Annotated in this window: 14 protein-coding genes; 9 read left to right on the top strand and 5 right to left on the bottom strand. The window is 69.4% G+C overall.

Annotated features, from left to right (window positions below; genetic code table 11):
• Nucleotides 1–40: 40 nt before the first annotated feature.
• The 8 genes from M1L60_RS42520 to M1L60_RS42485 all read left to right on the top strand — a co-directional run bounded on the left by M1L60_RS42520 (nt 41) and on the right by M1L60_RS42485 (nt 12,905).
• Complete coding sequence (locus M1L60_RS42520) at nt 41–2,911, top strand: ATP-binding protein (RefSeq protein WP_253243290.1); 2,871 nt, start codon at nt 41–43, stop codon at nt 2,909–2,911.
• A 16-nt stretch (nt 2,912–2,927) separates the two neighbouring features.
• Complete coding sequence (locus M1L60_RS42515; protein WP_253243289.1) at nt 2,928–3,230, top strand: hypothetical protein; 303 nt, start codon at nt 2,928–2,930, stop codon at nt 3,228–3,230.
• Between the two features lie 12 nt (nt 3,231–3,242).
• Nucleotides 3,243–4,073, top strand: a complete 831-nt coding sequence (locus M1L60_RS42510; RefSeq protein WP_253243288.1) for a CPBP family intramembrane glutamic endopeptidase — start codon at nt 3,243–3,245, stop codon at nt 4,071–4,073.
• Nucleotides 4,074–4,078: 5 nt separating this feature from the next.
• Nucleotides 4,079–4,801, top strand: coding sequence for an ABC transporter ATP-binding protein (locus M1L60_RS42505; RefSeq protein WP_253243287.1), 723 nt, complete (start codon nt 4,079–4,081; stop codon nt 4,799–4,801).
• A complete protein-coding gene (locus M1L60_RS42500; RefSeq protein ID WP_253243286.1) occupies nt 4,798–5,559 on the top strand; it encodes a hypothetical protein in 762 nt (253 codons plus the stop codon). The genes M1L60_RS42505 and M1L60_RS42500 overlap by 4 nt, the downstream gene beginning before the upstream one ends.
• A gap of 201 nt (nt 5,560–5,760) precedes the next feature.
• A complete protein-coding gene (locus M1L60_RS42495; RefSeq protein WP_253243285.1) occupies nt 5,761–9,042 on the top strand; it encodes a galactose-binding domain-containing protein in 3,282 nt (1,093 codons plus the stop codon).
• Complete coding sequence (locus M1L60_RS42490; RefSeq protein ID WP_253243284.1) at nt 9,039–11,435, top strand: glycoside hydrolase family 127 protein; 2,397 nt, start codon at nt 9,039–9,041, stop codon at nt 11,433–11,435. The genes M1L60_RS42495 and M1L60_RS42490 overlap by 4 nt, the downstream gene beginning before the upstream one ends.
• A gap of 12 nt (nt 11,436–11,447) precedes the next feature.
• The gene (locus tag M1L60_RS42485) at nt 11,448–12,905 is read left to right on the top strand and encodes a family 43 glycosylhydrolase (protein WP_253243283.1); all 1,458 of its coding nucleotides are present in this window, start codon (nt 11,448–11,450) and stop codon (nt 12,903–12,905) included.
• A 20-nt stretch (nt 12,906–12,925) separates the two neighbouring features.
• On the opposite strand, the gene M1L60_RS42480 is transcribed toward M1L60_RS42485, so the two are convergent.
• Complete coding sequence (locus M1L60_RS42480) at nt 12,926–13,660, bottom strand: phosphotransferase (RefSeq protein ID WP_253243282.1); 735 nt, start codon at nt 13,658–13,660, stop codon at nt 12,926–12,928.
• Nucleotides 13,661–13,732: 72 nt separating this feature from the next.
• Here M1L60_RS42480 and M1L60_RS42475 point away from each other — a divergent pair, with 72 nt between their 5' ends.
• Nucleotides 13,733–14,260, top strand: coding sequence for an NUDIX domain-containing protein (locus M1L60_RS42475; protein WP_253243281.1), 528 nt, complete (start codon nt 13,733–13,735; stop codon nt 14,258–14,260).
• Here M1L60_RS42475 and M1L60_RS42470 read toward each other — a convergent pair.
• The 4 genes from M1L60_RS42470 to M1L60_RS42455 all read right to left on the bottom strand — a co-directional run bounded on the left by M1L60_RS42470 (nt 14,232) and on the right by M1L60_RS42455 (nt 23,053).
• Nucleotides 14,232–17,297, bottom strand: coding sequence for a helicase-related protein (locus M1L60_RS42470; RefSeq protein WP_253243280.1), 3,066 nt, complete (start codon nt 17,295–17,297; stop codon nt 14,232–14,234). The genes M1L60_RS42475 and M1L60_RS42470 overlap by 29 nt on opposite strands.
• Nucleotides 17,294–19,042, bottom strand: coding sequence for a phospholipase D family protein (locus tag M1L60_RS42465; RefSeq protein ID WP_253243279.1), 1,749 nt, complete (start codon nt 19,040–19,042; stop codon nt 17,294–17,296). The genes M1L60_RS42470 and M1L60_RS42465 overlap by 4 nt, the downstream gene beginning before the upstream one ends.
• Nucleotides 19,023–20,204 carry a DUF6361 family protein gene (locus M1L60_RS42460; RefSeq protein ID WP_256518478.1) on the bottom strand — a complete coding sequence of 394 codons (1,182 nt, stop codon included), beginning with the start codon at nt 20,202–20,204 and terminating at the stop codon, nt 19,023–19,025. Before M1L60_RS42460 ends, M1L60_RS42465 begins: the two co-directional genes overlap by 20 nt.
• 107 nt (nt 20,205–20,311) lie before the next feature.
• On the bottom strand, nt 20,312–23,053 hold the full coding sequence (locus M1L60_RS42455) for a glycoside hydrolase family 3 protein (RefSeq protein ID WP_253243277.1): 2,742 nt from the start codon (nt 23,051–23,053) through the stop codon (nt 20,312–20,314).
• Nucleotides 23,054–23,322: the final 269 nt, after the last annotated feature.

The raw sequence follows: 23,322 nt of genomic DNA, 5'->3' as shown, positions 1-23,322 counted from the left end.
CGGTTCTGCGACCGCGAGTTCGCGTGCGAGACTCGCGGGCATGCGGGTGGTGCTGCTCGGGCCGGTGGGGGCGGAGGCCGGGGGAGAGGCGCTGCGGCTCGGTGGGCTCAAGCAGCGGGCGGTGTTCGCGTTGCTGGCTCTCAATGCGCGCCGGGTCGTGCCGCTCGACCGGTTCGTCGATGAGTTGTGGCCGCGGGAGCCGCCGGCGCGGGCCACGTTGGGACTGCAGTCGTACGTTTCGCGTCTGCGTCGCCTGTTGGCGGCCGACGGGCCGCACCTGCTGACCCGGCCGCCGGGGTGGATGTTGGACCTCGACCCGGCCCATGTGGACGTCAACCGTTTCGAACAGCTGCTGACCGACGCCCGCCGGGCCGGCGATCCGCGCGCGCTGCTGGCCGAGGCGCTGGGGCTCTGGCGCGGGGACGCGCTCGCCGATCTGCAGGCGGTGCCCTTCGCGCGGGCCGAGGCAGCCCGGCTGGCCGAACTACGCCTGGCGGCCGAGGAGTTCGCGCTCGAAGCGGCCCTGCTCGCCGGGGACGCGGAGGCCGTGGTGGCCGCGGGCGGACGGTTCGTGACGGCCAACCCGTTCCGCGAGCGCGGCTGGCGGGCGCTCGCCCTCGGGCTGTACCGCACCGGGCGCCAGTCTGACGCGCTGGCCGTCCTGGCCCGGCTGCGGCGCGGGCTGGCCGAGGAGCTGGGGCTCGACCCGGCCGACGACACCCGTGAGCTCGAGGCCGGCATCCTGCGCCACGACCCGGCCCTGACAGTGGTGCCGGCCCCGGCTGTCGTCGAGCTGAGCGACCCCCCGGAAGCCGACGCGGCCGACTCCCTGCTCGGACGGGCGGCCGCGCTCGCCGTGGTCGATCAGGCTCGGGCCGCCGCCGGGCGGGGGCGAGGCGCGTTGCTGGTGCTGGAGGCGTCGGCCGGGGCGGGCAAGACGACCCTGCTGCAAGCGGTGGCCGAGCGGGTCGTCGCGGCCGGCGGCTCGGTGGTGCACGGGTCGGGAGTGGGCACAGGGGCCATGCCGGCGCTGTGGCCCTGGGTCACCATCGTGCGCGAGGTCGCGGAACGCCTGCCGGACGGCGCGCCCGGCGAGGCGGCCGGGCACGCGCTGGAGCTCATGGTGGCGGGCGGGCCCGCGGGCGGCTCGCCGACCCGGCTCTTCCGCGGGGTCGTCGACCTGCTGCTGGCCGCGCATCGGGTCGCGCCGTTGCTCGTGGTCCTCGACGACCTGCAGTGGGTGGATCCGGACAGCCGCACCCTGCTCGCGCTGGCCGTGGATCAGTTGATCGACCACGGTGTGCTCTTCGCCGTCGCGGTCCGCAGCGGGGAGCCGGGCGCCGAGGCCGTGGTGGCCGCGTTGCGCCGCGACGCCGTGGTCCGGCTACCCCTGCCCGGGCTCGGGGTCGACGACATCGCCGAGGTCGTGCGCCGCGTCTCGGGCCAGGTGCCGGGGCCCGGCGTGGCCGAGGCGCTGCATCGGCGTACCGAAGGGAACCCGTTCTTCGTCGGCGAACTGGCCCGGTTGCTGGCCAGTGAGCAGCGGCTCGACCCCGACGCGGTGGGCGAGGCGCTGCCGGCCGGCGTCGAGGAGGTGCTGCGGCGGCGTCTCGAACGACTGCCGCAGCCGACGGTCGCGCTGCTCACGGTGGCCGCGCTGGCCGGCCGTCCGATCGACGTCGAGACGCTGGCCGCGGTGACCGGGCTCGACGCCGACGCGGTGCTCGATGCCGGTGAGAGCGCCCTGCTGGCCGAGCTGCTGGTCGAGCAGGGGCCGGGGTTCGCGCTGCGGCACGACCTCGTGCGGCAGACCCTCGAACGCGGGGTGTTCCAGGCCCGGCGGGTACGCCTGCACGCCCGCCTGGCCGAGGCCGTGCGCGCCCGTGGGGTGCTGGCCGCGCCGGACGTCGTCGCGGTGGCCCGGCACCTCGCCCTGGCCGAGCCCGTCACCGGGGCCGCCGCCGTGCCGTTCCTGGCCGCCGCGGCCGACGACGCGGTGACCCGCAACGCCTACCGCGAGGCCGAACGCCTGCTCGAACAGGCGCTGGCCCTGGCCGAGCGGGCCGTCGACGCGCAACTCGTTCAGTCGGTGCGCGGCCGGTTGGCCGTCGTGCGGGTCTGGAGCGGGGGAGCGCGCCCGGCCACGGGCGACGGCGGCGGCGAACCGGACCTGATCGAGAGCATCGCCGGCTGGGTCAACGCGCTGGTGACCCGGGGCGTGAGCGGCCGCTACGGCGAGGTCGTGGCGATCGCCGAGCGGGCCCTGGCCACCGATCTGGACCCGGCCGCCCGGGCCGCCGCGCACTTCGTCGCCGGCTGGGGGCAGACGGTCCGCGGTCAGCTGGACGAGGCGGCCGAGCACCTGCGCGCGGCCGCGGAACATGAGATCGGCGTGCCCGCGATTCAGATCGCGGTGCCCGCCTACACCGCGATCGTCGCGCACTGCCGCGGCGATGACCCGGCCGCCGACCGGGCCGTCCGGCTGGCCCACGATCGGGCGGCCGGCGACGCGACCCTCACGATGGAGACCGACCTGTACGCGGCGTGGCTGCACGCCATGCGGGGCGATGCCGACGCCTGCCACCGGCGGGCCACGGCGTGCGCCGATCACGAGGACTCACTCTTCGGCGCGCACGCCCGTGTGCTCGTGGCCTGGGCCGAGGCGATGCGGGGCGACCCGGCCGCGCCGGGTCGGGCCGACGAGGCGTACCAACGGGTTGCTGCTTCCGGGGTGTTGCTGTTCCTGCCGTTCTATCTGTTGCTGCGGGCCGAGGCCCATCGGCGCGTGGGTGACGCCGGCCGGGCCGCCGAGCTGGTCGCCGAGGCCGCGACCCGCAGCGCCGTGCTGGGCGACGTGTGCCGGGTTCCGCGGCTGACCGCAAACGGCGTGCAAGGATCGCGCAAGCCCTGAGCCGCATCGTCGGGGCATGACCACAGTGCTGCGGCGGACACCGGCCGGGAACACCACCCGCTGGGAACTCGCCGACATCGCCGCCCCGCCGGGAACCCCGGCCCTCGGCACCGCCGTCACGCGCACCGGCGCCGACGGCGTCACCCGGCTCCTCGAACTGACCCCACCGCTGTCCGAGCTCGTTTGCGAGCTGGTGGCCGCGCTGCGCCGCACCGGCGCGACCGCGCTCGAGCTGCCCGCGGACGAGCCTCAGGTGCTCGCCGGCCTGTGCTGCGAGGACTTCGAGCACGTCGGCCCGCACCTTCTCGTACGGTTCTGAAGGGACACCACCATGCAGTCCACGCTCGTCACGCCGGCCGGGCCCGTCCGGTCCGGGATCTCCCGCTGGATCGCCGGCCACCCGCTGACCGCCTTCCTGGCCTGGTTGTTCACCGTCGGCCAGGGCATCGCCTTCTTCCCGCTGCTCGTCGACGTTCCCGTGCCCCACCAGGTGTTCATCGTGGCCACGTCGCTGCTCGGGCTGCTGCTGCCCGCGGTGGCGATCACCTGGATCGCCGACGGGCCGGCGGCCGCCGGCCGGTTCCTGCGCCGGTTCGTCGACTGGCGGGTCGCCTGGCGCTGGTACGCGCTGGCCCTGGCCGTCGTGCCGGTCGTCGCCGTCGGGCTGGCCCGGCCGCTGCTGGGCGCGCCCACCGGATCCTGGACCGACGCGCTCGTCTCCGGTTTCGCACTGTCCCTTGTGCTCACTCTGATCCCCAACAACTGGGCCGAGGAGGGCGCCTGGTCGGGGTTCTTCCAGGCCCGCCTGCAACAGCGGCACTCGTTGGTGATGGCCGCGCTCCTGGTCGCACCGGTCTTCGCCCTGCAACACGTGTCACTGGCGGTCGGCAACCCGTTGCCGGTGGCGGTGGCGATGCTGGCCTTCCTGGCGGTGCTGATGGTCCCGTACCGAATTCTGACCGGCCGGATCTGGAACCGCACCGGCAGCCTGCTGATCCTCGGTCTGGTGCACGCGGCCGGCAACGCCGCGGGCCCGGGCAGCGGCTTCGGCGACGGCCTGCTCCGCACGCTCTACCCCGGCGAGGCGATGACCGCCGGATTCCTGCACCTGTTGGCGTACGCCGTGGTCGGCCTCGCCGTTCTCGCTCTCGGAAGGAAGTAGATGCCATGCTCGACGTCCGCGCTGTCACCAAGAACTTCGGCCGGCACACGGCGGTCCAAGACCTTTCCTTCACCGTACGACCGGGGGCCGTCACCGGCTTCCTCGGCCCCAACGGCGCCGGCAAGTCGACGACCATGCGCATCGCCGTCGGCCTGACCCGACCCGACTCCGGCCGAATTCTGATCAACGGCCTTCCGTACGACCGGTTGGCCGCGCCGCTGCATGAGGCCGGAGTTCTGCTCGATGCCCGTGCCGTGCATCCGCGCCGCAGCGCCTACCAGCACCTGGCCGTGCTCGCGACCACCCACGGCATCCCGTTGCGCCGGGTCGACGAGGTGCTGGGCCTGGTCGGGCTGTCCGGGGTGGCCGGCCGCCGCCCGGGCGGGTTCTCGCTCGGCATGTCCCAGCGTCTCGGCATCGCCGCCGCCCTGCTGGGCGATCCCGGCGTCGTCATCCTCGACGAGCCGGTCAACGGTCTCGACCCGGAGGGCATCCGCTGGGTCCGCACGCTGCTGCGCAGTCTCGCCGCCGAGGGCCGCACGGTTTTCCTCTCCTCCCATCTGATGAGCGAGATGGAGATGACGGCCGACCGCCTGATCGTCATCGGCCGCGGCCGGCTCGTGGCCGACGTGACCATGGCCGAGCTGACCGCCGGCCACCAGTCCCTCGAGGACGCCTACTTCGACCTGACCCGCGACTACACCCTGGAAGGGGAGTCCCACCGATGAGCGCGCTCACGACCCGTCCCGCCCTGACCTTCTCCCGCGTGCTGGCCGCGGACCGGCGCCGCCTGCGCACCGTCCGCTCCACCTGGTGGTTCGCGGCCGCGGCGGTCGTCCTGACCGTCGGCATCGGGGTCTTCCCCGCCGTCGGGGTGCTGGTCGGCGCCCTGCCCGGCAGTGAGGTGGAGACGCTGGCCGGAGTGCTCGGGGGTATCTCGGTGGCCGAGATCCTGGTCGCCGTCTTCGCCGTTCGCACGGTCACCGCCGAGGCGCCGTTGCCGGTCTTCACCGCCGTGCCACGGCGGGCGACGGTCGTTCTCGCCCGCGCCGTCGTGGTCGCGACCGCCGTCCTGGCCGTCGCCTCGGCCCTTGTCCTCGGCACGTTCGCGGTGGTCCACGTCCTGCTCGGGTCGGCCGGGGTGGACCTGTCGCTGACCGCGCCGGGCGTGGCCCGCGCGCTCGCCGGAGCGGTTCTGCACCTGACCGTGGTGGCCGCGCTGGCCGTCGCCGCCGGCTGGCTTCTGCGCAGCGCGGTGGCCGCCGTGGCCGCGGTCCTCGGCCTCTACTACGTCCTGCCGGTTCTGGGGTTCCTCCTGCCGGCCGCGGCGGCCGCGACCGTCCTGCCGTGGCTGCCCGGCAGCGCCGCGGCCACCTTGATGGGACCGGAGCCGACACAACCGTGGGCGCCCGCTCTCGCCTTGATCGGCTACGCCGTGAGCGCCTCGCTGATAGCGGTGGCAGTGGTGCGCCGACGCGACATTTGACCCTTCGGCCGGACTGCGAGCCCGAAACTTGTTTCGGACTTGCAGTCCGTTTCCTCTGCCTCAACCGGTCGTTGACATCGAAGTAACCCGATGGAAGCATTCCCGAAAAGGTTTTCGGCGTTTCTCCCCCTGCGCCGCCGGCCGTGCCTGGCCGTGTGGTGTTGCGCCTCCTCCGCCCGAATGACCTAAGGAGGTGCCGCGGTGCCACGTCCCCCACTGGCCATCGCGACAATCGCAGTCCTGACCAGCTCCCTACTCGTCGTCGCGGCCTCGCCCGCGCAGGCCGCACAGACCATCGGCTACCCGAGCTTCTCGGGGCCGTCCATCCCCGCGCCGCCGGTCGCCCTGACCACCGGCAACACCATGCAGGCGATCTACGACGCCGAGGCCGGCGGCACCGACTTCTGGATGGACCGGCTGCTCGCCCGACCGGGCAACGACCCGGCCGGCACCTGGCTGATGAGCCGGGGCCGGGCCGTGTTCATGAAGACGCACACACCGGCCACGCTGGGCTTCGGCGGCACCGTCGCCTACTGGGAAAGCATCAGCGACCAGGCCGCGTTCACCGTCACCGCCGGCTCGGGCACGTGGAGCGAGCAGGTATCGCAGCGCTGGCAGGCGCCCAGCCACTGGAGGAGCGTCCACACCAACGGCTCGCTGCGGATCAACCAGACGAAGTTCATCACCCAGAACAACGTCGCGGTCGACAACCTGGCCATCACCAACACGGGCACGGCGTCGCAGACGGTCGCGTTGCGGGTCACCTCGCCGTACGCGACGACGGTCAGCGGCACCGAGTTGACCGGCTCGCGGGCGGTCAAGAACAACCTGACCACGCTGGGTCTGCGGCTCTCCGGCGACAGTTTCACCGCCGCGAGTGGCGCGCTGACCCGCAGCGTCACGGTCGCGGCCGGGGCGACCACCACCGTCAAGGTGCAGATGGGCTTCACAGCGCCCGAGATCCCGGACTCGCTCACGGAATACAACACTGTCCGGGCCGCCGCGGCCGCCACCGCTTTCGCCGGCCACGTGCGCGAGTACAACCGCTGGTGGGCCGTCAACGTGCCCTATCTCGACGTGCCCGAGCCGGCCATCAAGAAAGAGATCTACTACCGCTGGTGGCTGATGCGGTTCAACTATCTCGACGCCAACATCCCGGGGCAGGACTTCCAGTTCCCGGTCAGCGTCGAGGGCGCGCTGGGCTACAACAACGCGATCGCGCTGACCCAGCCCATGCACATCGACGACCTGAAATACCTGCGCAACCCCGCCTGGTCGTACGGGCCATGGTTGTCGGTGGGGCAGTCGTCCAAGGGCGGCCGGTTCATGGACAACCCCGGTGACCCCGAGAACTGGTCCAACAGCTACACGCAATACATCGCCGAGGCGGCGTGGCGCAGCTATCAGATCCACGGTGGACAACCCGGTATCGCGGCCAACCTCGCCAAATACGCCGAAGGTGACGTCAAGGGCCAGTTGTCGTACTACGACCACGACAACAACGGCCTGATCGAGTACGACTGGGGTGCGCTGACCGGCAACGACGCCGACGCGGTGTCGTTCCACTGGCGGGCCGGCAACCTCGACCGCGCCGAATCGGCCTACGTCTACAGCGGCGCCCTCGCGGCGTCCCAGGCCTACGCGTCGATCGGCAACACCGCCAAGGCGACCGAGATGCAGCAGATCGCCGACCGCATCAAGAACGCGATCAGCACGGTCTTGTGGGACTCGACGAACAAGCTCATCAAGCACCGGCACGTCTCGACCAACGCGCTCGTGCCCTGGAAGGAAATCAACAACTATTACCCGTACGCGGTGGGCGCGATGCCCAACACGGACGAGTACCGCCAGGCCCTGCGGCTGTTCGCCGACCCGGCCGAATACCCGGTCTTCCCGTTCTTCACCGCCAACCAGAAAGACAAAGCCGCGGCGGCCGCAGCCGGTCAGCCCGGCAGCAACAACTTCTCGACCATCAACTCGACCGTGCAGTTCCGGCTGTACTCGTCTGTGCTGCGCAACTATCCGAACTCGTGGATGAGCGCCGAGGACTACAAGAAGCTCCTGTACTGGAACACTTGGGCGCAGTACGTCGGCGGCAACACGCAGTGGCCCGACGCCAACGAGTTCTGGGCCGACTGGAACGCCGGCACCTCGACCATCGACTATCGGTCGTGGATCCACCACAACATCCTCGGCAGCAGCAACTGGACCGTCATCGAGGACGTGATGGGCCTGCGCCCGCGCACCGACAAGCAGGTCGAGCTGAGCCCGATCGGCATCGGCTGGACCCACTTCGCGGCCAACAACCTGCGCTACCGCAACGCCGACCTGAGCATCGTGTGGGACGACCCGGCCGACGGCGTGACCCGCTACAGCGGGATCCCGCAGGGCTACTCGATCTTCGTCAACGGCACCCGGGTGGCCACGGTCGACAAGCTCGTGCGCTTCGTCTGGAACCCGGACACCGGTGCGGTCACGTTCCCGGCCGGTGGCGGCACGGTGCTCTACAACCAGGCGTACGCCGGGATGCAGACGCCTTCGGCGGTCACGCAGAACAGCGCGCAGATGGTGGACATGTTCAACAAGGCCGGTGTCGACCTGACCGGCAATCTGACCAACTACGCGCAGGGCGCGGGCACGTCGGCGTCGTACACGGCGAGCGGGACGGCCGGGGCCAACGCGGTCGACGGGTTCCCGATCAACGAGCCGCTGTGGGGCACGTACGGGTCGGCCAACGCCACCGACTGGCTCGAGCTCAACCTGGGTCAGGCCCGCACGGTCGACGAGGTGCGGCTGTGGTTCCGCAACGACCGGGCCACCAACCGCTATCGAGCGCCCGCTTCGTACCAGATCCAGTATCTGAACGGCAGCACGTGGACGAATGTCGCGTCGGCGGTCAAGACGCCGGCCGGCCCGCAGGCGAACTACAACGTGGTCCGGTTCGGCGCGGTGAGCGCGACCCGGCTGCGGGTCCAGGTCACGCACGCATCCGGGTTCAAGACCGGGCTCACGGAAGTAAAGGTCTACAACCGTGGGGGCGGGGTCGTCCAACCGCCGACCGGGAACCTGGCCACGAGCGCGACGCCGACGGCCAGTTACACGTCGTCGTGGGAGAGCGTGGCGGCGTTGAACGACGGCATCGATCCGCCGTCGTCCAACGATACGACGAACCCACGATGGGGTACGTGGCCGCAGACCGGGCAGCAGTGGGCCGAGCTGACGTGGCCGAGTGCCCAGACGCTGAGCAGTGCCGACGTCTACTTCTTCGATGACAACGGCGGGGTGCGGGTGCCGGCGTCCTGGAAGCTCCAGGCCTGGAACGGGTCCGCCTACGTCGATGTGGGTGGGGCTTCGGGGTATCCGGTCGCCGCCAACCAGTACAACCACGTGACGTTCACCTCGACGAGCACCACCCGGTTGCGGGTCGTGCTCACCAGTGGCGCCGGCTCGGTCGGCCTCCTCGAGATCAAGGCGTTCGCATGAACTTGACCCGGCGTACCTTGCTCGTGGGATCGGCCGCTGCCGCCACCGTTCTGTCCGTGGGCGCCAAGGCGTCCGCGGCCGCTCGGCCGGACACCGGTGTCTCGGCGTACGCGTTTCCGCTGACCGCCGTGCGGCTGTTGTCCAGTCCGTTCACCGCGAACGCGGCCCGCATCCAGTCGTATCTGCTGTTCCTCAACAACGACCGGCTGTTGCACACCTTCCGGCTCAACGTGGGGCTCTCGTCGTCGGCGACCGCTTGTGGTGGCTGGGAATCGCCCAGCACCGAACTGCGCGGGCACTCCACCGGTCATCTGCTGACCGGGCTGGCTCAGGCCTATGCGAGTACGGGCGACACGGCGTACAAAACGAAGGGCGATCAGATCGTCGCCGTGTTGGCCCAATGTCAGGCCCGCGCGGCGACGGCCGGTTATAACACGGGTTATCTGAGCGCTTTTCCGGAAAGCTTCATCGACCGGGTCGAGGCGCGGCAGAGCGTGTGGGCGCCCTATTACACGCTGCACAAAATCATGGCTGGGCTGCTCGACATGCATCTGCTGGCGGGCAATGCGCAGGCGTTGACCGTGTTGCTCGGCATGGCGTCGTGGGTGAAGTTCCGCAACGACCGGCTGACCCAGACCCAGCGCCAGAACATGCTCGACACCGAGTTCGGCGGCATGAACGAGGTGCTGACCAACCTCTATCAGCTGACCGGGGACGCCGCGCACCTGGCCGCGGCCCAGCAGTTCGACCACGCCGAGGTGTTCGATCCGCTGGCCGCCAATCAGGACAGCTTGAACAACTATCACGCCAATACGCAGATCCCGAAGGTGCTGGGCGCGATCCGGGAATACCACGCGACGGGAACGACCCGGTACCGCGACATCGCGGTCAACTTCTGGGACATCGTGACGCGGCGCCACACGTACGCGATCGGTGGCAATTCCAACGGCGAGTACTTCAAGGCGCCCGACCGGATCGCCAGCGAACTGTCGGACACGACAGCCGAGTGCTGCAACAGCTACAACATGCTGAAGCTGACCCGGCAGTTGTTCTTCACGAACCCGACGCGTACGGATTACCTCGACTACTACGAGAAGGCGCTCTACAACCACATCCTGGCCTCGCAAGATCCGAACTCGTCGCACGGCTTCCAGTGCTACTACGTGCCGCTGCGGGCCGGGGGCATCAAGACGTACAGCAACGACTACAACAGTTTCGTCTGCTGCCACGGCACCGGAATGGAGAGCAACACCAAGTTCGGTGACACGATCTATTTTCACGACGGCGGGAGCACGCTGTACGTCAACCTGTTCATCCCGTCGATCCTCACGTGGGGGGCCTTTTCCGTACGGCAGGAGACGAGCTTCCCCGAGGCCGGGTCGACGAAGTTGACCGTCACCGGTGCGGGCCCGTTCACGATGCGGATCCGCATTCCGGGCTGGGCGTCGGGAGCACAGATCCGCGTCAACGGCACGGTCTTCTCGTCGCCGCCGGCCGGGGCGTACGCGGCGGTCAGCCGTACGTGGGCCTCGGGTGACGTCGTGGACGTGAGCCTGCCGATGGCGTTGACGCGGGAGGCGACGAACGACAACAGCACTGTCCAGGCGGTCAAGCTGGGGCCGATCGTGCTGGCCGGGTTGTTCGGCAACTCGAATTTGAGCGCGTTGCCCGCCCTGGATCCGGCCACGCTCACGCCGACGTCGGACGGAAGTGTTGCCCTGCAGCCGTTCTACAAGGTGCACGGGCAGCGCTACAGCGTCTACTGGTCGGTCACGGGGTCGCCGTTCGTCGCGCACTATCCGTTCGACGGGTCACCGGCCGACGCGAGCGGCAACGGCCGGACGGCGAGCATCTTCAGTGCCGGGTACGTCGCCGGTCGTACGGGAAATGCTGTGAATCTCGACGGGACGGCCGGATATGCGGCCCTGCCGTCGGGCATCCTGGCCGGGGCGAGCAACTTCACGATCGCTCTGTGGGTACGCCTCGACACCGTCACCACGTGGAGCCGGCTCGTCGACTTCGGCACGGGTACGGGGGCATACCTGTTCCTGACTCCGCGGTCGAGCGCCGGGACGCTGCGGTTCGCCATCACCACGGGGGGATCCGGCGCAGAGCAACGGATAGAAGGGCCGGCCCTGATCGCGGGGGCCTGGACCCACGTGGCTGTCACCCGTAGCGGCAACACAGGCACGCTCTATGTGAACGGTGCTTCGGCCGGCACGAACACAGCGCTCACGCTCGGGCCGTCAGCGCTCGGCGCCACGACGCGCAACTGGCTCGGCCGGTCCCAGTACGCCGATCCGTACCTCGATGGCGCGCTCGACAACGTGCGGCTCTACAGCCGGGCGCTGTCGGCGACCGAAGTCAACTCGCTCTACACCAACGGCTCCTGAGGAGTGCCCACCATGAACCGGAACTTCGGTCCGCTCCGGCGGGCGGCCGCGGCAGTATCCGCCGCGTCTCTCCTACTGGTGCTGCTCGTCCCCGGCCGCGCTTCGGCCGCCGTCACGTTCACCAGCACGATCGCCAACACCAGTACCAACAACTGCGTGACCGTGCCCGGCGGCGCCACCACCCCCGCCCTCCAACTGACCCAGGCCGCGTGCGGCCCGGCGTTCACGCTGACCCCGGTCGGCAGCAGCGCCGACACCTACACGATCGCCACCCCCGGCGGCGCCAACTGCGTCGACGTGAACGGCGTGAGCACGGCCGACAACGCGCAGATCATCCAGTGGCCGTGCAACAGCCAGAACAACCAGCGCTTCCAACTCCGTCCGATCGGCACCAACACGTTCCAGTTGGCGGCCGTGCACTCGAGCAAGTGCATCGCGGCCAACGGCACGGCGGCCGGTCTGATCCAACTGCCGTGCACGACAGCGGCCGCTCGGGTCTGGCGATTGTCGGGCTATCCGACAAACCCCGGCGGCAAGACCTTCACCAACCCACTCAAGGCACAGGGCCCCGACCCGTGGCTGACGTACTACAACGGCAACTACTACCTGGCCACGACGACGTGGAACCGCACCATCACGATGCGCAAGGCGACCACCCTGGCCGGTCTGGCCACCGCCACCGACCAGGTCATCTTCAACCTGACCCGCCCCAACGGCGCGGGCACGATGTGGGCGCCCGAGTTCCACCTGATCAACGGCCGGTGGTACTTCTACTACACCGCCGGCCAGGAGCCGTACAACCTCGGGACGCAGCGGATCCACGTGCTCGAGTCGTCCGGCACCGACCCGATGGGCCCGTACTCGTTCAAGGCCGACCTGCTCGACCCCACGGCCGACAACACGTGGGAACTCGACGCCAGCATTTTGCAGCTGAACGGCAAGCTGTACCTGCTCGGCACGTTCTACAACGGTTCCCAGCCCAACTTCATCCGTGAACTGTCCAACCCGTGGACGGCCGCCGGCACCCGGCGGATCCTCTCCACCCCCACGTACAACTGGGAAACGGTCGGCGGCGCGGTGAACGAGGGTGCCGAAGTGCTGCAGCGCAACGGAAAGACGTTCATCGTGTTCTCCGCTTCGCACTGCTCCACGCCCGACTACAAACTGGGCCTGCTCACCTACAACGGCGGCGACCCGCTGCTCTCGTCCTCGTGGGTGAAGTCGTCGACGCCGGTCTTCCAGCGCAACAATGCGGCCGGCGTCTACGGCCCCGGCCACAACGGCTTCTTCAAATCACCCGACGGCACCGAGGACTGGATCGTCTACCACGGCACCACCAACCCGAACGGCAACTGCGACCTGAACCGCTCCACGAGAGCGCAGAAGTTCACCTGGAACGCCGACGGCACCCCCAACTTCGGCACCCCGGTCGGCCTGGGCGTAACCCTCACCGCCCCGTCCGGCGAGTAGCCCGATGACGTGCTCCGGGTCTAAGCGGCCCGGAGCACGTCGAACTCGCAACCCGGCGCGTCCGGGTCGAAGCCGTGCTCGGCCAGCCATCGCCCCGCCAGCAGGCTGCGCAACGACCACCAGGCCCGGATCAGCTCGACGTCGACGCCCGGGCCGTAGCCGGCCAGCACATCGTCGAGGAACTCCGGGTGCGCGAGCGTGAGGCTGCCGAGGTCGCGGTGGGCGTCGCCCTGGGCCGCCTCGGACCAGTCGATGATGCCGGTGACCGCGTCCCCGTCGACAAAGACGTGGCTGGCATGGAGGTCGCCGTGCACGAACACCGGCTTCCAGGGCCGGAGCGCAGCCGAGGCGCGTTCACGGTTGCGCTCGACGACCGCCGCGGGCAGAACGTCGTTGGCCAGCAGCCACTCGCATTCGCTCTCGAGCTCCGCGGCGTACTGCTCGACCGGCGGCCCGACCCAGCGCGGAAGCGCAGTCTCGTGCAGAGCCCGGACAGCAGCCCCCGCCGCAGCCCACGCGGCCCGCGACGCGACGGACGGATGACCCGTACGCCCCAGGGCCTTCCCCTTGACGGCCGCCAGAGCCAGCACCGGCGGCTTCCGCCACAAGACCTCGGCCGTCGGCACCGGCACCAGGGTCATGGCCTCGACCTCGACGTCGATCCGCCGCTGATCAGGGTCGACCTTCAGAAACACGTCCCCGACCCGCAGGGTCGCCCGCTCCGCGTGGGCGATGACCACCTCGACTTCGTCCATGCCAGCCATCCTTGCCAAGCCCCCATGCCGGCGTCACCGCATTTTCTGGCCGGCGACTGTCATCATCGCCGGATGGAACAGGTGAGCAGCCGTGTGGTCTATCGCAACCCTTGGATGACTGTGCGGGAAGACGAGATCAGACGACCGGACGGCAGCGCCGGCATCTACGGCGTGGTCGAGAAGGCCGACTTCGCGCTGGTGCTGCCCCGCTGCGACGGCGGTTTCTGGATGGTCGAGCAGTTCCGCTATCCCATCGGCCGCCGGGCCTGGGAGTTCCCGCAAGGCAGCTGGGGCCGCAACGGCCACGGCGACCAGGCCGCGCTGGCCCGTCAGGAGCTGGCCGAGGAGACCGGCCTGCGCGCCGGGTCCCTGGCCCACCTCGGCCATCTCTTCGAGGCGTACGGCTATTCGACCCAGGGTTTCGACGTCTATCTGGCCTCTGACCTCGAGGAGGGCGCACCCGACCGCGAGCCCAGCGAGCAGGACATGATCCACCGCCCCTTCAGCGACGACGAGATCGTAACGATGATCCGCGCGGGCCAGATCGTGGATGCGCCGTCCCTCGCTGCGCTCACTCTCTATCGGCTGATAGAGGCCTGAGGTCGATCGGTTCGGTGTCGAGGTCGGAGACTCCGGTCCTCGACAGGAGGGCCAGCATGTCCTCCTGTCGGGGCTGGCCGAAGGTGAGCCGGTAGAGCGCCAGGTCCCGCTTCAACCGGTCGTAGCGATCCTGGTCCCGGCTCAGCGGAAGCGGCAGCACATGGCGTTCGACTGCAGCCGGGCCCGGATAGAGCCAGTACGGCATAAGGTCGCCCAGCTCCGATGTCTCACGGGCGGCGTCGTAGGCGGCCTTCCAGACGTCCCTCTCGGGTGAGCGCAAGGCTTCGGCCCGGTGATGGTGTGCGACATTGCGCCGTACGGCATGACCACCGAACCGGTGTACCCGGCCTTCACGCTGCTCGAAGTCGACCGGGTTGGGCGGCACGTTCCAATGCACGACCGCTGAGCAGTAGCGGTGGAAGTCGATGCCCTCCTGGCCCGCGCTCGTCGTAGTGACGACGAACGGCCAGAACGGACTGTTGAAGGCGCCCTGCACGTCTTCGGCCCGATTGCTGTCCTCGGCGTGCTTGCCCCCGTACCGCAGGGCGAACCGGCTCATGATGCGGATGGGCTCGTCGAGATCGTGGGGATTCGTGGCGGTGTACGGCGCCGGTCGGAGGGTGAGAGCCGCTTCGACCTTCAGGGCCAGGAGCCACAGGCCGTGGTCGTCGAGGGGCTGGTCGGCCGAGTCGGACCGTAGGACGTGCAGGTACTCGTCGAGAACCGATTGCAGACCGCCGGCCGCACAGTACTTGAGCACGGTTTGCCAATAGTGCCCGCCGAGGTTCATCCGATCCAGCAGGAGCATGGACTCGGCCCGGTTGAAGAGGATCCGCAGGCTGTCCGCGATGACGGCGGCCGCAAACCACTGTCCGCGCGGAGTGATGTGGTCGCGCTCGTCGACGAGCCGGCCCACCGCCCGCCAGGCGATGTTCCCCGGAGCATGCATGCCGATGGAGACCAGGTCATCCACGTCGGCCCGGATCAGATCGCTGTCGATGGTGGCCGTGGCGTGTGCGAGCTGCACATGCTCGTACAACGCGACGGGAGAATCTTCGGATTGCGGATCGTGCATGACGACCGCCGCGTCCCGCACGCTGAAGTCAGGCGCGGCCCAGGCCCCCGGCCAGCGCAGGACACTACGCCAGGGTTGCTGGTCGCCGCGTCCGGTGGCCCGGAGTTCCCGGGGCGCGGTGGAACGGAGGCGAGCCCGACACATCTTCTCGATCTGCTTCACCGTGACGAGGCGGTCGGGCGCCGAACGTGCGTACTCCTGTGGATCGCAGGCCTCGGCCAGGCCGGGATGCGGCCAGAACAGGGCCAGCGTGCTCATGGTGGCCGGCTGCCCACCGACCGACCGGTAGTCCAACCGCGGTGGCGGTGGTTCCGGCCGGTCGCGCCGGATCCGGCATTCGGCGTCATAGCTGAGAAGGGCGGAGACGGCGGTCGGGGTCGCCTTCCAGGACGAGAAGATCAGCCTCTTGGTGATGCCGTCGCCGGCAACCTTTGCGAAGGGTTCGGCGAGGCGGTAGTACGGCATCGAAGGCGGGATCCACAGCAGCTTCCACCAGCCGCGGTCCACGGTCTGTTCGGCCAGCCTCCGCAGCTTGCCGTGCCCGAGGTTGATCGGGTTCCAGGAGTCGAAGTCCTTCTTCTCCAGCAGCCGGGCCACTTGGAGCAGGTCTCGAACCCGCTCGCTCGGCCCCGCCCGCAGCGCCGTCCTGAGGTGCTGACCCAGCAGATAGCCTTCGACGAAGTTCAGGAAGTACGGAGCCGACTTCCAGTACTCGAGCGTCACCGGCGCGTCGAGCTCACGGCCGAGCTGCTTCATCGCGGCCCAGGATCGGATCTCGGCGGCATCGAGGTTGTCAGCCGGGAGCACGTGTTCGGTGAGCGGCATGTGCTGGTGCAACGGTGGCCGCTCGGTGCGGCACATCACCTGGAGCAGCAGCTGCCGGACGGCCCCACGAGCAGTTGCTGTCGGTTCTCCGGCGAGCAGGGTTTCACGGTACTCAGCCAGGTGGCGGCGCACATCGGCGTTCCACCTCGGGTCCGGGTTCAGGAACCGCAGGACCGCGTAGAGGTCGGCCTGATGGTCGTCGTCGGTCTCTTCCGCGTACGTGAAGGGCTTGTACGGCGTGGCCGAGAGCAACAGCACCCGGGCATGCTCGTAGTCGAACAGATGGTGGGCGAGCTCGGCCGCCTCCCCGCCGTTGTCCGGGTCGAGCAAGCCGCGGAACCGCTGGAACTCGTCGAGGATGACGAGGTCGGGTTCGAGGGCCTCGACACCGGCCTTGGCCAGCGCGGACCGCAGGTCGGCCACGAGCCGGCGGGCCCGTTGTCCCTCGTCGCGATCGAGTTCGGTCCGCCGGCCGATCGCGGACATGAACTGCCGGAAGTCGTTGAGCAACTTCCGTTCCCGCGAGTACTTTCCGAAGGCTCTGAGGACCCCGGGGTGGAACGGCGTTTCGTCCAGCCGTTCGCGGATGCTCTGGCACTCGACTTCGAAAGACTCCATGGACCGTGAAGTGCACTGCAGGATTCGCAGGGCGGCTTTTTCGCGCCACCGGTCCCAGGCATCCTTGGCCAGCAGGTGTGAGCGAAGCAGGTAGTAGATCAGGGCTCTTTCCTCGGCCGTCCCGGTCCGCCACCCGGCCTCGAACGATGTGCCTGGCGTGAACGACACGAGATTGACTGGCTTGTCGCCCGCCCGTTTCCGGTGTGGTGGTCGCGGTTCGAGTCCCAGAAGCGTGAGCCGGCCCGTCCCGGCCGGCGCCTCTTGTCCCGGTGGGCTGAGCCGGGCGAGGTTCTGCCCGGCGATCTCATGGTTCGAGCAGATGTAGACGATGTCGATGCGACGAACTCTGTCATCGCTCCGGAGTCGTTCGATCAGCTCCTCGATGATGCCGCCGGCGACCACACTCTTGCCCATGCCGGTCTCGTCGGCGATGAGGAACCGGCGGGTCGGACCCGCTCCGAACCAGCGATCCATGACGTACGCGACGGTGTCGCGCTGAAAGTCCTTGAGCTTCGTCATGCCGTCGCCCCGATCAGGCCCCGGCGTGCTTCTTCGACCAGATCCCACAGTTCGAGGAAGCCGTCCGGCAACACCGCCCGGCCCTGTTCCGTCGCAGCCATCCGGTTGATCAGGCGCGCGAGGTCTTCGAGCTGTGCGGGCCTCTCGGCCAGCGCTCCCAGCAATAGCTCCAGCAACCCGAGCTCGCCGGCCCGCCGGCTGCGGTGCCCACGCGTCTCCGCGTCTCCGCCGCTGGACTCCGCGGAATCCCCGAAGCCGAGGCCGAGCAGCAGGGCGACGAACCGCAGAAATTTCTCCGGTGTGTCGATCTGCTCCGCGAGCACCTGGTCGAGGCGGTCAGCCGGATCGCCGCTCAGCTCGGCGACAACAACAGCCCTGCGAGTCGTACCGTCCCAGGCGGTCACCGTGACGATGAGAAAGCGGGTGATCGAAGTCGTACGGAGATCGTCGAATACGACCTCGGCCGGCTTACCCGGCTTGACCGGGGCAACGGCGCCCCGGCGCGTATGCAGGCTCACGCCCAGTCCGGCCCCGCCCGGCGGCTCGGGCAAAGAGGGGACCGCGACCCGCATCGTGTGCGGCTCCTTGCCGGTCACCACGTCCGCCCGGAACGGCGCCGTACCCAGGTCGAACAGGTAGCTCTCGAGCTCCCGGCCGATGTCGTCCTCCAGTTCCACGGAGTCGCCGGGTTCGTACTCCTCCAGCAACGGTCCGAAGGAGGACATGAGGGTTTCGAGGCCGAAGTCGCGACGTGATCCGACCAGCTCGACCAGCAACTCCAGATTTCCGCCGAAGGCTCCGGCCGAGGCGTTGGCGGATCCCACAAAGACGTGGGCTCGGTTCCCGTGTTCGATCACGTAGGCCTTGGCGTGCAGGCCGGACCGGCGCATCAGGTCGGGCTCGTCGTCGCGGTCGAGGACGGCCAGATCGTTCAGGACGAAGGTGGCGTACCCGTCGAGGGCGCCTTCTGGCAGACCGTCGAGATCTTCCTGCCGCCCGACCAGGGTGGTCCGTCCGTCGGGTGGACAGAACTTGAGGCCCTGCTCCTGCACGAAGGGCGACATGACCAGCCTGCGGGTGCCGGCGAAGAAGGGGCTCTTGGCTTTCGCAATTCCGAGAGCGTGCAATCGCATTTCGCTGAAACCCTCGGGCGGGTCCCAATCGGTCCGGACCAGGTCGTTGATCAGCGCGTCGACCGCTTCCCGTCGGTCACGAGCGAGAGGAGTGACGGCAAGATCGATGGCTCGCCGGAGCAACTTCTCCAGGGGGCGGTTCCCCTCGTGTACCTGATTCCCGATCCATCCGTCGAGACGAAGGCCGATGTCCCAGCTCCGGCTCCGGGCCAGGTTGCGGCTGAGGACGAGCAGCCGCATGTGCCGGTCCTCGTCCCCGGCGTAACGGACCAGCCAGATCTTAGGATGGAACAGGTGGCCGGCCCGGGGGCGGGCGACCGGGTGGACCATCTTTTCCAGCAGAGCCAGCAGTCTCGATCCGTCCGCCGGTGCTTGGATCGCCCCCGCCTGGCAGAAGACATCCATCCGATCGGCGCAGCGGAGCACCGCGGCCATCACCGACTCGTCATCCGCTTCGTCGCGCACCGCGTGGGCGGCGAAGGCCAGCGGGGCGCTCAGCAGACTTTCCAGGTCGAGGGTGAAGGTCGTCGCGATCGCCCGGTCGAGTGTGCACCTGGCCGGCGGTCGCAGCAGGTCGGTCAGCAGCGCGCGGTCATCCGGTGGCAGCAGCATCTCGGGCCTCCAGCCCGTCGTGAATGTCGATCACCATTCGGCGGACCTGTGGCCACCGGAACACCATCCGTCCCGTGCCGGACGCTCCCGTCCACGTTTCCAGCCGGCGTGAGTTGCCCAGACGGGACTGCGAGCCCTTCATAGCAAACTCACGGCCGGCGACCAGCGCACGCATGTCCTTGTCGACGGCGGCCCCTCCGGCCCGCCCGTTGAGCACCGCTTTGGCCCACGCATTGACGAAACGCCGCGCCCCGGCGTCAGCCGCGATGCGAGGGTTGACATCGATCAGCCGGTACCACATCGCCGACGGATCCCACCCCCGAAGCGTGGTCGTGGTGTCGGCCCATTTCACCAGCCGGTCCTGATACGCGGCCGGATCGACCCCGTTGAACCCATGCCTCACGCAGTCCTCAGCCAGCAGCAGGTTGTAAAGCAGAACCGCCCCGTACATGCACGTTGAGAAATGCCGGGCGTGGGCGAGGTCGCCCGCGATCTGAGGCGGGGCGTTCCTTGTGGCCGGGTCCTGCCAAGGGGTCGTGGAGGAACGGTTCGGACGATTTCCGGCCCGAAGCAGGTGGGCCAGCAGCGAGTCGGGTGCGCTCAGCAGGAGCTGGTCCCGCAGCCAGCTCGCTTCGGCCGGCGACAGGCGCAGCCGCGTCAGGCCGTCGGGAAAACCGGATGGCGGCTGGGGAAGCGTGGCGGGCCAGCGCTGGACGGCCCGTCGGCTCAATTCCTCGGTGGGATCGTCGGCCACCTCCGGCCCCACACCTCTGTCGATCCCGTGCCACCGCAACGCGGACCGGTAGACCGCTGAGGGAAGTGTGGTGACCCCGGCCGGATCGGTACGACCGATGAGCCCTTCTGTCTCACCGGCGTCGCGCAGCACCACGATCACTCTGCGCTCGATGCGGTCGAGTTCCCTCGCCTCGTCGCGGGTACGCCGCCGAGCCGCATGTTGAATGCACCACGGCACGATGAGCAGGTAGCGCGCACGCGTGTGCTGCGTCGACGACCCCGGGAAGAGCAGATCGCCGAACGTGTCGCGGATCCGGCCCAGGCCCAGCTCATCCCGGGATTCGTGGTCGCTGAACATGCTGATCAGCTCGCGCATCCGCTGTTGTTCGGAGCGAGAACTGTCGAGCCACGCCAGTTGAGAGGGCATCGCGGCCAGTATTCCGCCGCACGGGTGCAAGCAGGCCGGATTCGTCTCAGTCGGTTCCGATGATGTTCTCGTCCATGCTCACCCGGCGATCCGGCCTGGGCTCGTTCTCACGGTCGGAAGGTGAGTGCGCTGACCCGGCTGCCCGCGTCCAGGGCCAGGTACAGATCGTGGACGCCGTCCGTCTCGGTCGTGGCGGCCGCGGCGCCGGGCGTGACGGAGGCGAATTCCGGTCCCGCGTACGGGTCGTCGAGGCGCAACAGGACAGGCGGCCCGTCGCCGTCCACGGCCACTTCGCGTACGCCGGAAAGGTCGACGCCGTTGAAACAGCACCACGCGCCGTCCTCGGTGGCGCGCACCGCCTCGCCGCGGACCGGGTCGGCCGTCGCGGCCAATGTGATGCCGCTGTACTCGTCGTGGTCGGTGGCGCGGACGGTGCGGTCGAGCACGCGCTGGGCGCCGATCCGGGTGCCGCGCACGGCCAGCGTGCCGGTGAGCCGGATGTCGCTGGCCGAGCGCCCGACCAGGATCTTGTGGCGGGCCGTCTCGACCACGAACCGGTTCGAGGTGACGTCCCAGAAACACAGGTCGTCGATGCGGAGGGTGAAGCTGACCAGTTCGGACTCGCCGGGGGACAGACGCACCTTGTCGAACGCGCGCAGCCTACGCAGCGGCTGCTTCACCCGCGACACCTGCTGATGGGTGTACAGCTGCACGACTTCGGTGCCCGCGCGCTTTCCTATGTTGGTGACCCATACGGTGATCGTGACCTCGTCGCCCGCTGCCGCCGTAGGTTGCGACACGTCCAGGTTCGAATAGTCGAAGCCGGCGTACGAGAGTCCGTGACCGAACGGATACAGCGGCGTTCCCCGGTAGTATTGATAGGTCGCGTCGTTGGTGATGATGTCGTAGTCGAGGATGTCCGGTAGTTCGCACGCGCTGCGGTACCAGGTCTGGGTGAGGCGTCCGCCCGGGTCGGCCTTCCCGGTGAGCACGTCGGCCAGCGCGTGCCCGAGCTCCTGCCCACCGTGCGACATCCACAGGACGGCCGGCAGGTGGGCGTCGGCCCAGCCGATGGCGTACGGGTAACTCGAGACCAGCACCAGCGCCGTCTCCCGGTTGGCCGCGTGCACCTCGCGCAGCAGCCGATCCTGGGTGGGCGGCAGTTGCAGGTCGGCCCGGTCCTCGGTTTCCCGGCCGTTCACGAGCGGGTGGTTGCCGATGACGACGACCACCGCGTCGGCCGTGGCCGCCAGGTCGGCGGCGTCGGCCACACCGTCGACCAGAGTTTCCAGGGTGAAGCGGGCCGCGCGTGGTCCTAGGCTGAGCTGCGTAGTGATGGCCTCCTTCCCCGGGTGGGTGTGCACGGTGGTCGAACCGTCGGGCCGCTGACCCAGGGTGAACATCTCGGTGACGACCCACTCGGACGGACCCGGGGAGTCGGCAGCGACCCGGCCCTCGGCCGCGCGCAGGAACTGGCCGTTGAGCGTCGAACGGAGCGTGACGACGTTGTTGCCCCAGTCGAAGACGTCGAACGCGGCCGGCTCCACCGTCAGCCGGATCCCGTCGGCGTCGGCCGCCAGGTAGAGCCCGCCCAGACGCAGGGCGATCCGGTCGACCCCCTCGGCGTGGACCACGGTGTCGATGACCTCGGCCAGTCCGTCGCGCGCGGTGACCGCGTACGCCAGGGAACCGCTGTACCAATCGGTGAACACGCGATCGGCGTGGGTGCCGACGACCGCCACCGTGCGATGGCGGGCCGGGTCGAGCGGCAGCAGGCAGCACTCCGACTTGAGTAGCGTGATCGACTCGCGGGTGGCCTCGCGCGCCAGCTCCCGGTGGGCCGGCGAGTTCACCACGTCGGAACCGATCTTCACGTACGGGTTCTCGCCCGCCTGATCGAATTCGCCGAGCCGCACCCGCGTGGTCAGGGCGCGCCGGACGGCCCGATCGACGTCCTCCTCCTTGATCAACTCGCGGCGCATCGCCTCGGTGATCCGCTCGACGGTGACCTCGCTCCGCTTGTCGGCGTCGGTGAAACTGTCGATGCCGGCCCGCAGCGCCGCCGCGTGGCTCTCGGCGTGGTCGGCGAAGAAGGCCTGCTGCATGGGATCGGCCAGGTTGGTCGGGGCGTAGGCGTCGGAGACCACGAAGATCTCGTCGCCGGTCCAGGTGCGCAGCTCGTCCTCCAGATAGGGCGAGACGTGCGCCGGTCGTCCGTTGACCAGGTTGTACGCGGCCATGACGGCGACGGCCGAGCCGCGCTCGATGGCCGGGCGGTAGGCGGGCAGCTCGTACTCGCGCAGCACCCGCGGGCCGAGGTTGCTGGAGGTGAGGCACCGGTCGGTCTCGTTGTTGTAGCCGAGGAAGTGCTTGAGCGTGGGCGCCGTCCGCAGCACGCGCGGGTCGTCGCCGGCCAGACCCCGGGCGTACGCGTCGCCCATGAGCCCGGTGAGCAGCGGGTCCTCGGCGTAGCCCTCCTCGTTGCGGCCCCACCGCGGGTCGCGCAGCGGGTTGACGACCGGGGCCCAGACGTTGAGGCCGCACTTGCCCTCGCTGTGCAGGCCGCGGACCTCGTCGCCGACGGCCGCCCCGACCCGGCGCATCAGGCCGAGGTCCCAGCTCGTGGCCAGCCCGACGGCCTGTGGGAAGACGGTGGCCTCGCCGAGCCAGGCGACGCCGTGCAGGCCCTCGGTGCCGGTGGTGAAGGCGGCCAGGCCGAGGCGGTCGATCGCGGGCTGGTGCTGGTGCAGCATCGCGATCTTCTCGGGCAGGGTGAGGCGGGCCAGCAGGTCTTCTACGCGTTCCGCGAGGGGCGCGGTCGACCGGCGGAACAGCGGGGTGTCGCTCATGGGGGTTCACATCCGTGGCGGCGTTTTCGTCGAGGCACTCCGGCGGCCACCCACGAAGCCACATTATCGAAGCGCTTCGACACGGGCGGGCAAGCATGTCGTCCATGTTTCGGCGATTTGACGATCTGTCTACCGGAGCACCTCGGGGGCCGTCAAGAGATCACTATCGATGCTGCCGCCTGCCGCCTGCCGCCTGCCGCCTGCCGCCTGCCGCCTGCCGCCGGCCGCCTGCCGCCTGCCGCCGGCCGCCTGCCGCCTGCCGCCGGCCG

Origin of the sequence: Paractinoplanes aksuensis, from assembly GCF_024137025.1 — a bacterium.
Taxonomy (GTDB): Bacteria; Actinomycetota; Actinomycetes; order Mycobacteriales; family Micromonosporaceae; genus Actinoplanes; species Actinoplanes aksuensis.
This window is presented reverse-complemented; position numbering and strand designations above follow the sequence as displayed.

Bases quoted from the DNA above. Each gene is read 5' to 3' on its own strand.
- M1L60_RS42480 (WP_253243282.1), bottom strand. From the start codon at position 13,660: ATGGACGAAGTCGAGGTGGTCATCGCCCACGCGGAGCGGGCGACCCTG.
- M1L60_RS42485 (WP_253243283.1), top strand. From the start codon at position 11,448: ATGAACCGGAACTTCGGTCCGCTCCGGCGGGCGGCCGCGGCAGTATCC.
- M1L60_RS42475 (WP_253243281.1), top strand. From the start codon at position 13,733: ATGGAACAGGTGAGCAGCCGTGTGGTCTATCGCAACCCTTGGATGACT.
- M1L60_RS42470 (WP_253243280.1), bottom strand. From the start codon at position 17,297: ATGACGAAGCTCAAGGACTTTCAGCGCGACACCGTCGCGTACGTCATG.
- M1L60_RS42505 (WP_253243287.1), top strand. From the start codon at position 4,079: ATGCTCGACGTCCGCGCTGTCACCAAGAACTTCGGCCGGCACACGGCG.
- M1L60_RS42515 (WP_253243289.1), top strand. From the start codon at position 2,928: ATGACCACAGTGCTGCGGCGGACACCGGCCGGGAACACCACCCGCTGG.
- M1L60_RS42460 (WP_256518478.1), bottom strand. From the start codon at position 20,204: ATGCCCTCTCAACTGGCGTGGCTCGACAGTTCTCGCTCCGAACAACAG.
- M1L60_RS42455 (WP_253243277.1), bottom strand. From the start codon at position 23,053: ATGAGCGACACCCCGCTGTTCCGCCGGTCGACCGCGCCCCTCGCGGAA.
- M1L60_RS42490 (WP_253243284.1), top strand. From the start codon at position 9,039: ATGAACTTGACCCGGCGTACCTTGCTCGTGGGATCGGCCGCTGCCGCC.
- M1L60_RS42500 (WP_253243286.1), top strand. From the start codon at position 4,798: ATGAGCGCGCTCACGACCCGTCCCGCCCTGACCTTCTCCCGCGTGCTG.
- M1L60_RS42510 (WP_253243288.1), top strand. From the start codon at position 3,243: ATGCAGTCCACGCTCGTCACGCCGGCCGGGCCCGTCCGGTCCGGGATC.
- M1L60_RS42465 (WP_253243279.1), bottom strand. From the start codon at position 19,042: ATGCTGCTGCCACCGGATGACCGCGCGCTGCTGACCGACCTGCTGCGA.
- M1L60_RS42520 (WP_253243290.1), top strand. From the start codon at position 41: ATGCGGGTGGTGCTGCTCGGGCCGGTGGGGGCGGAGGCCGGGGGAGAG.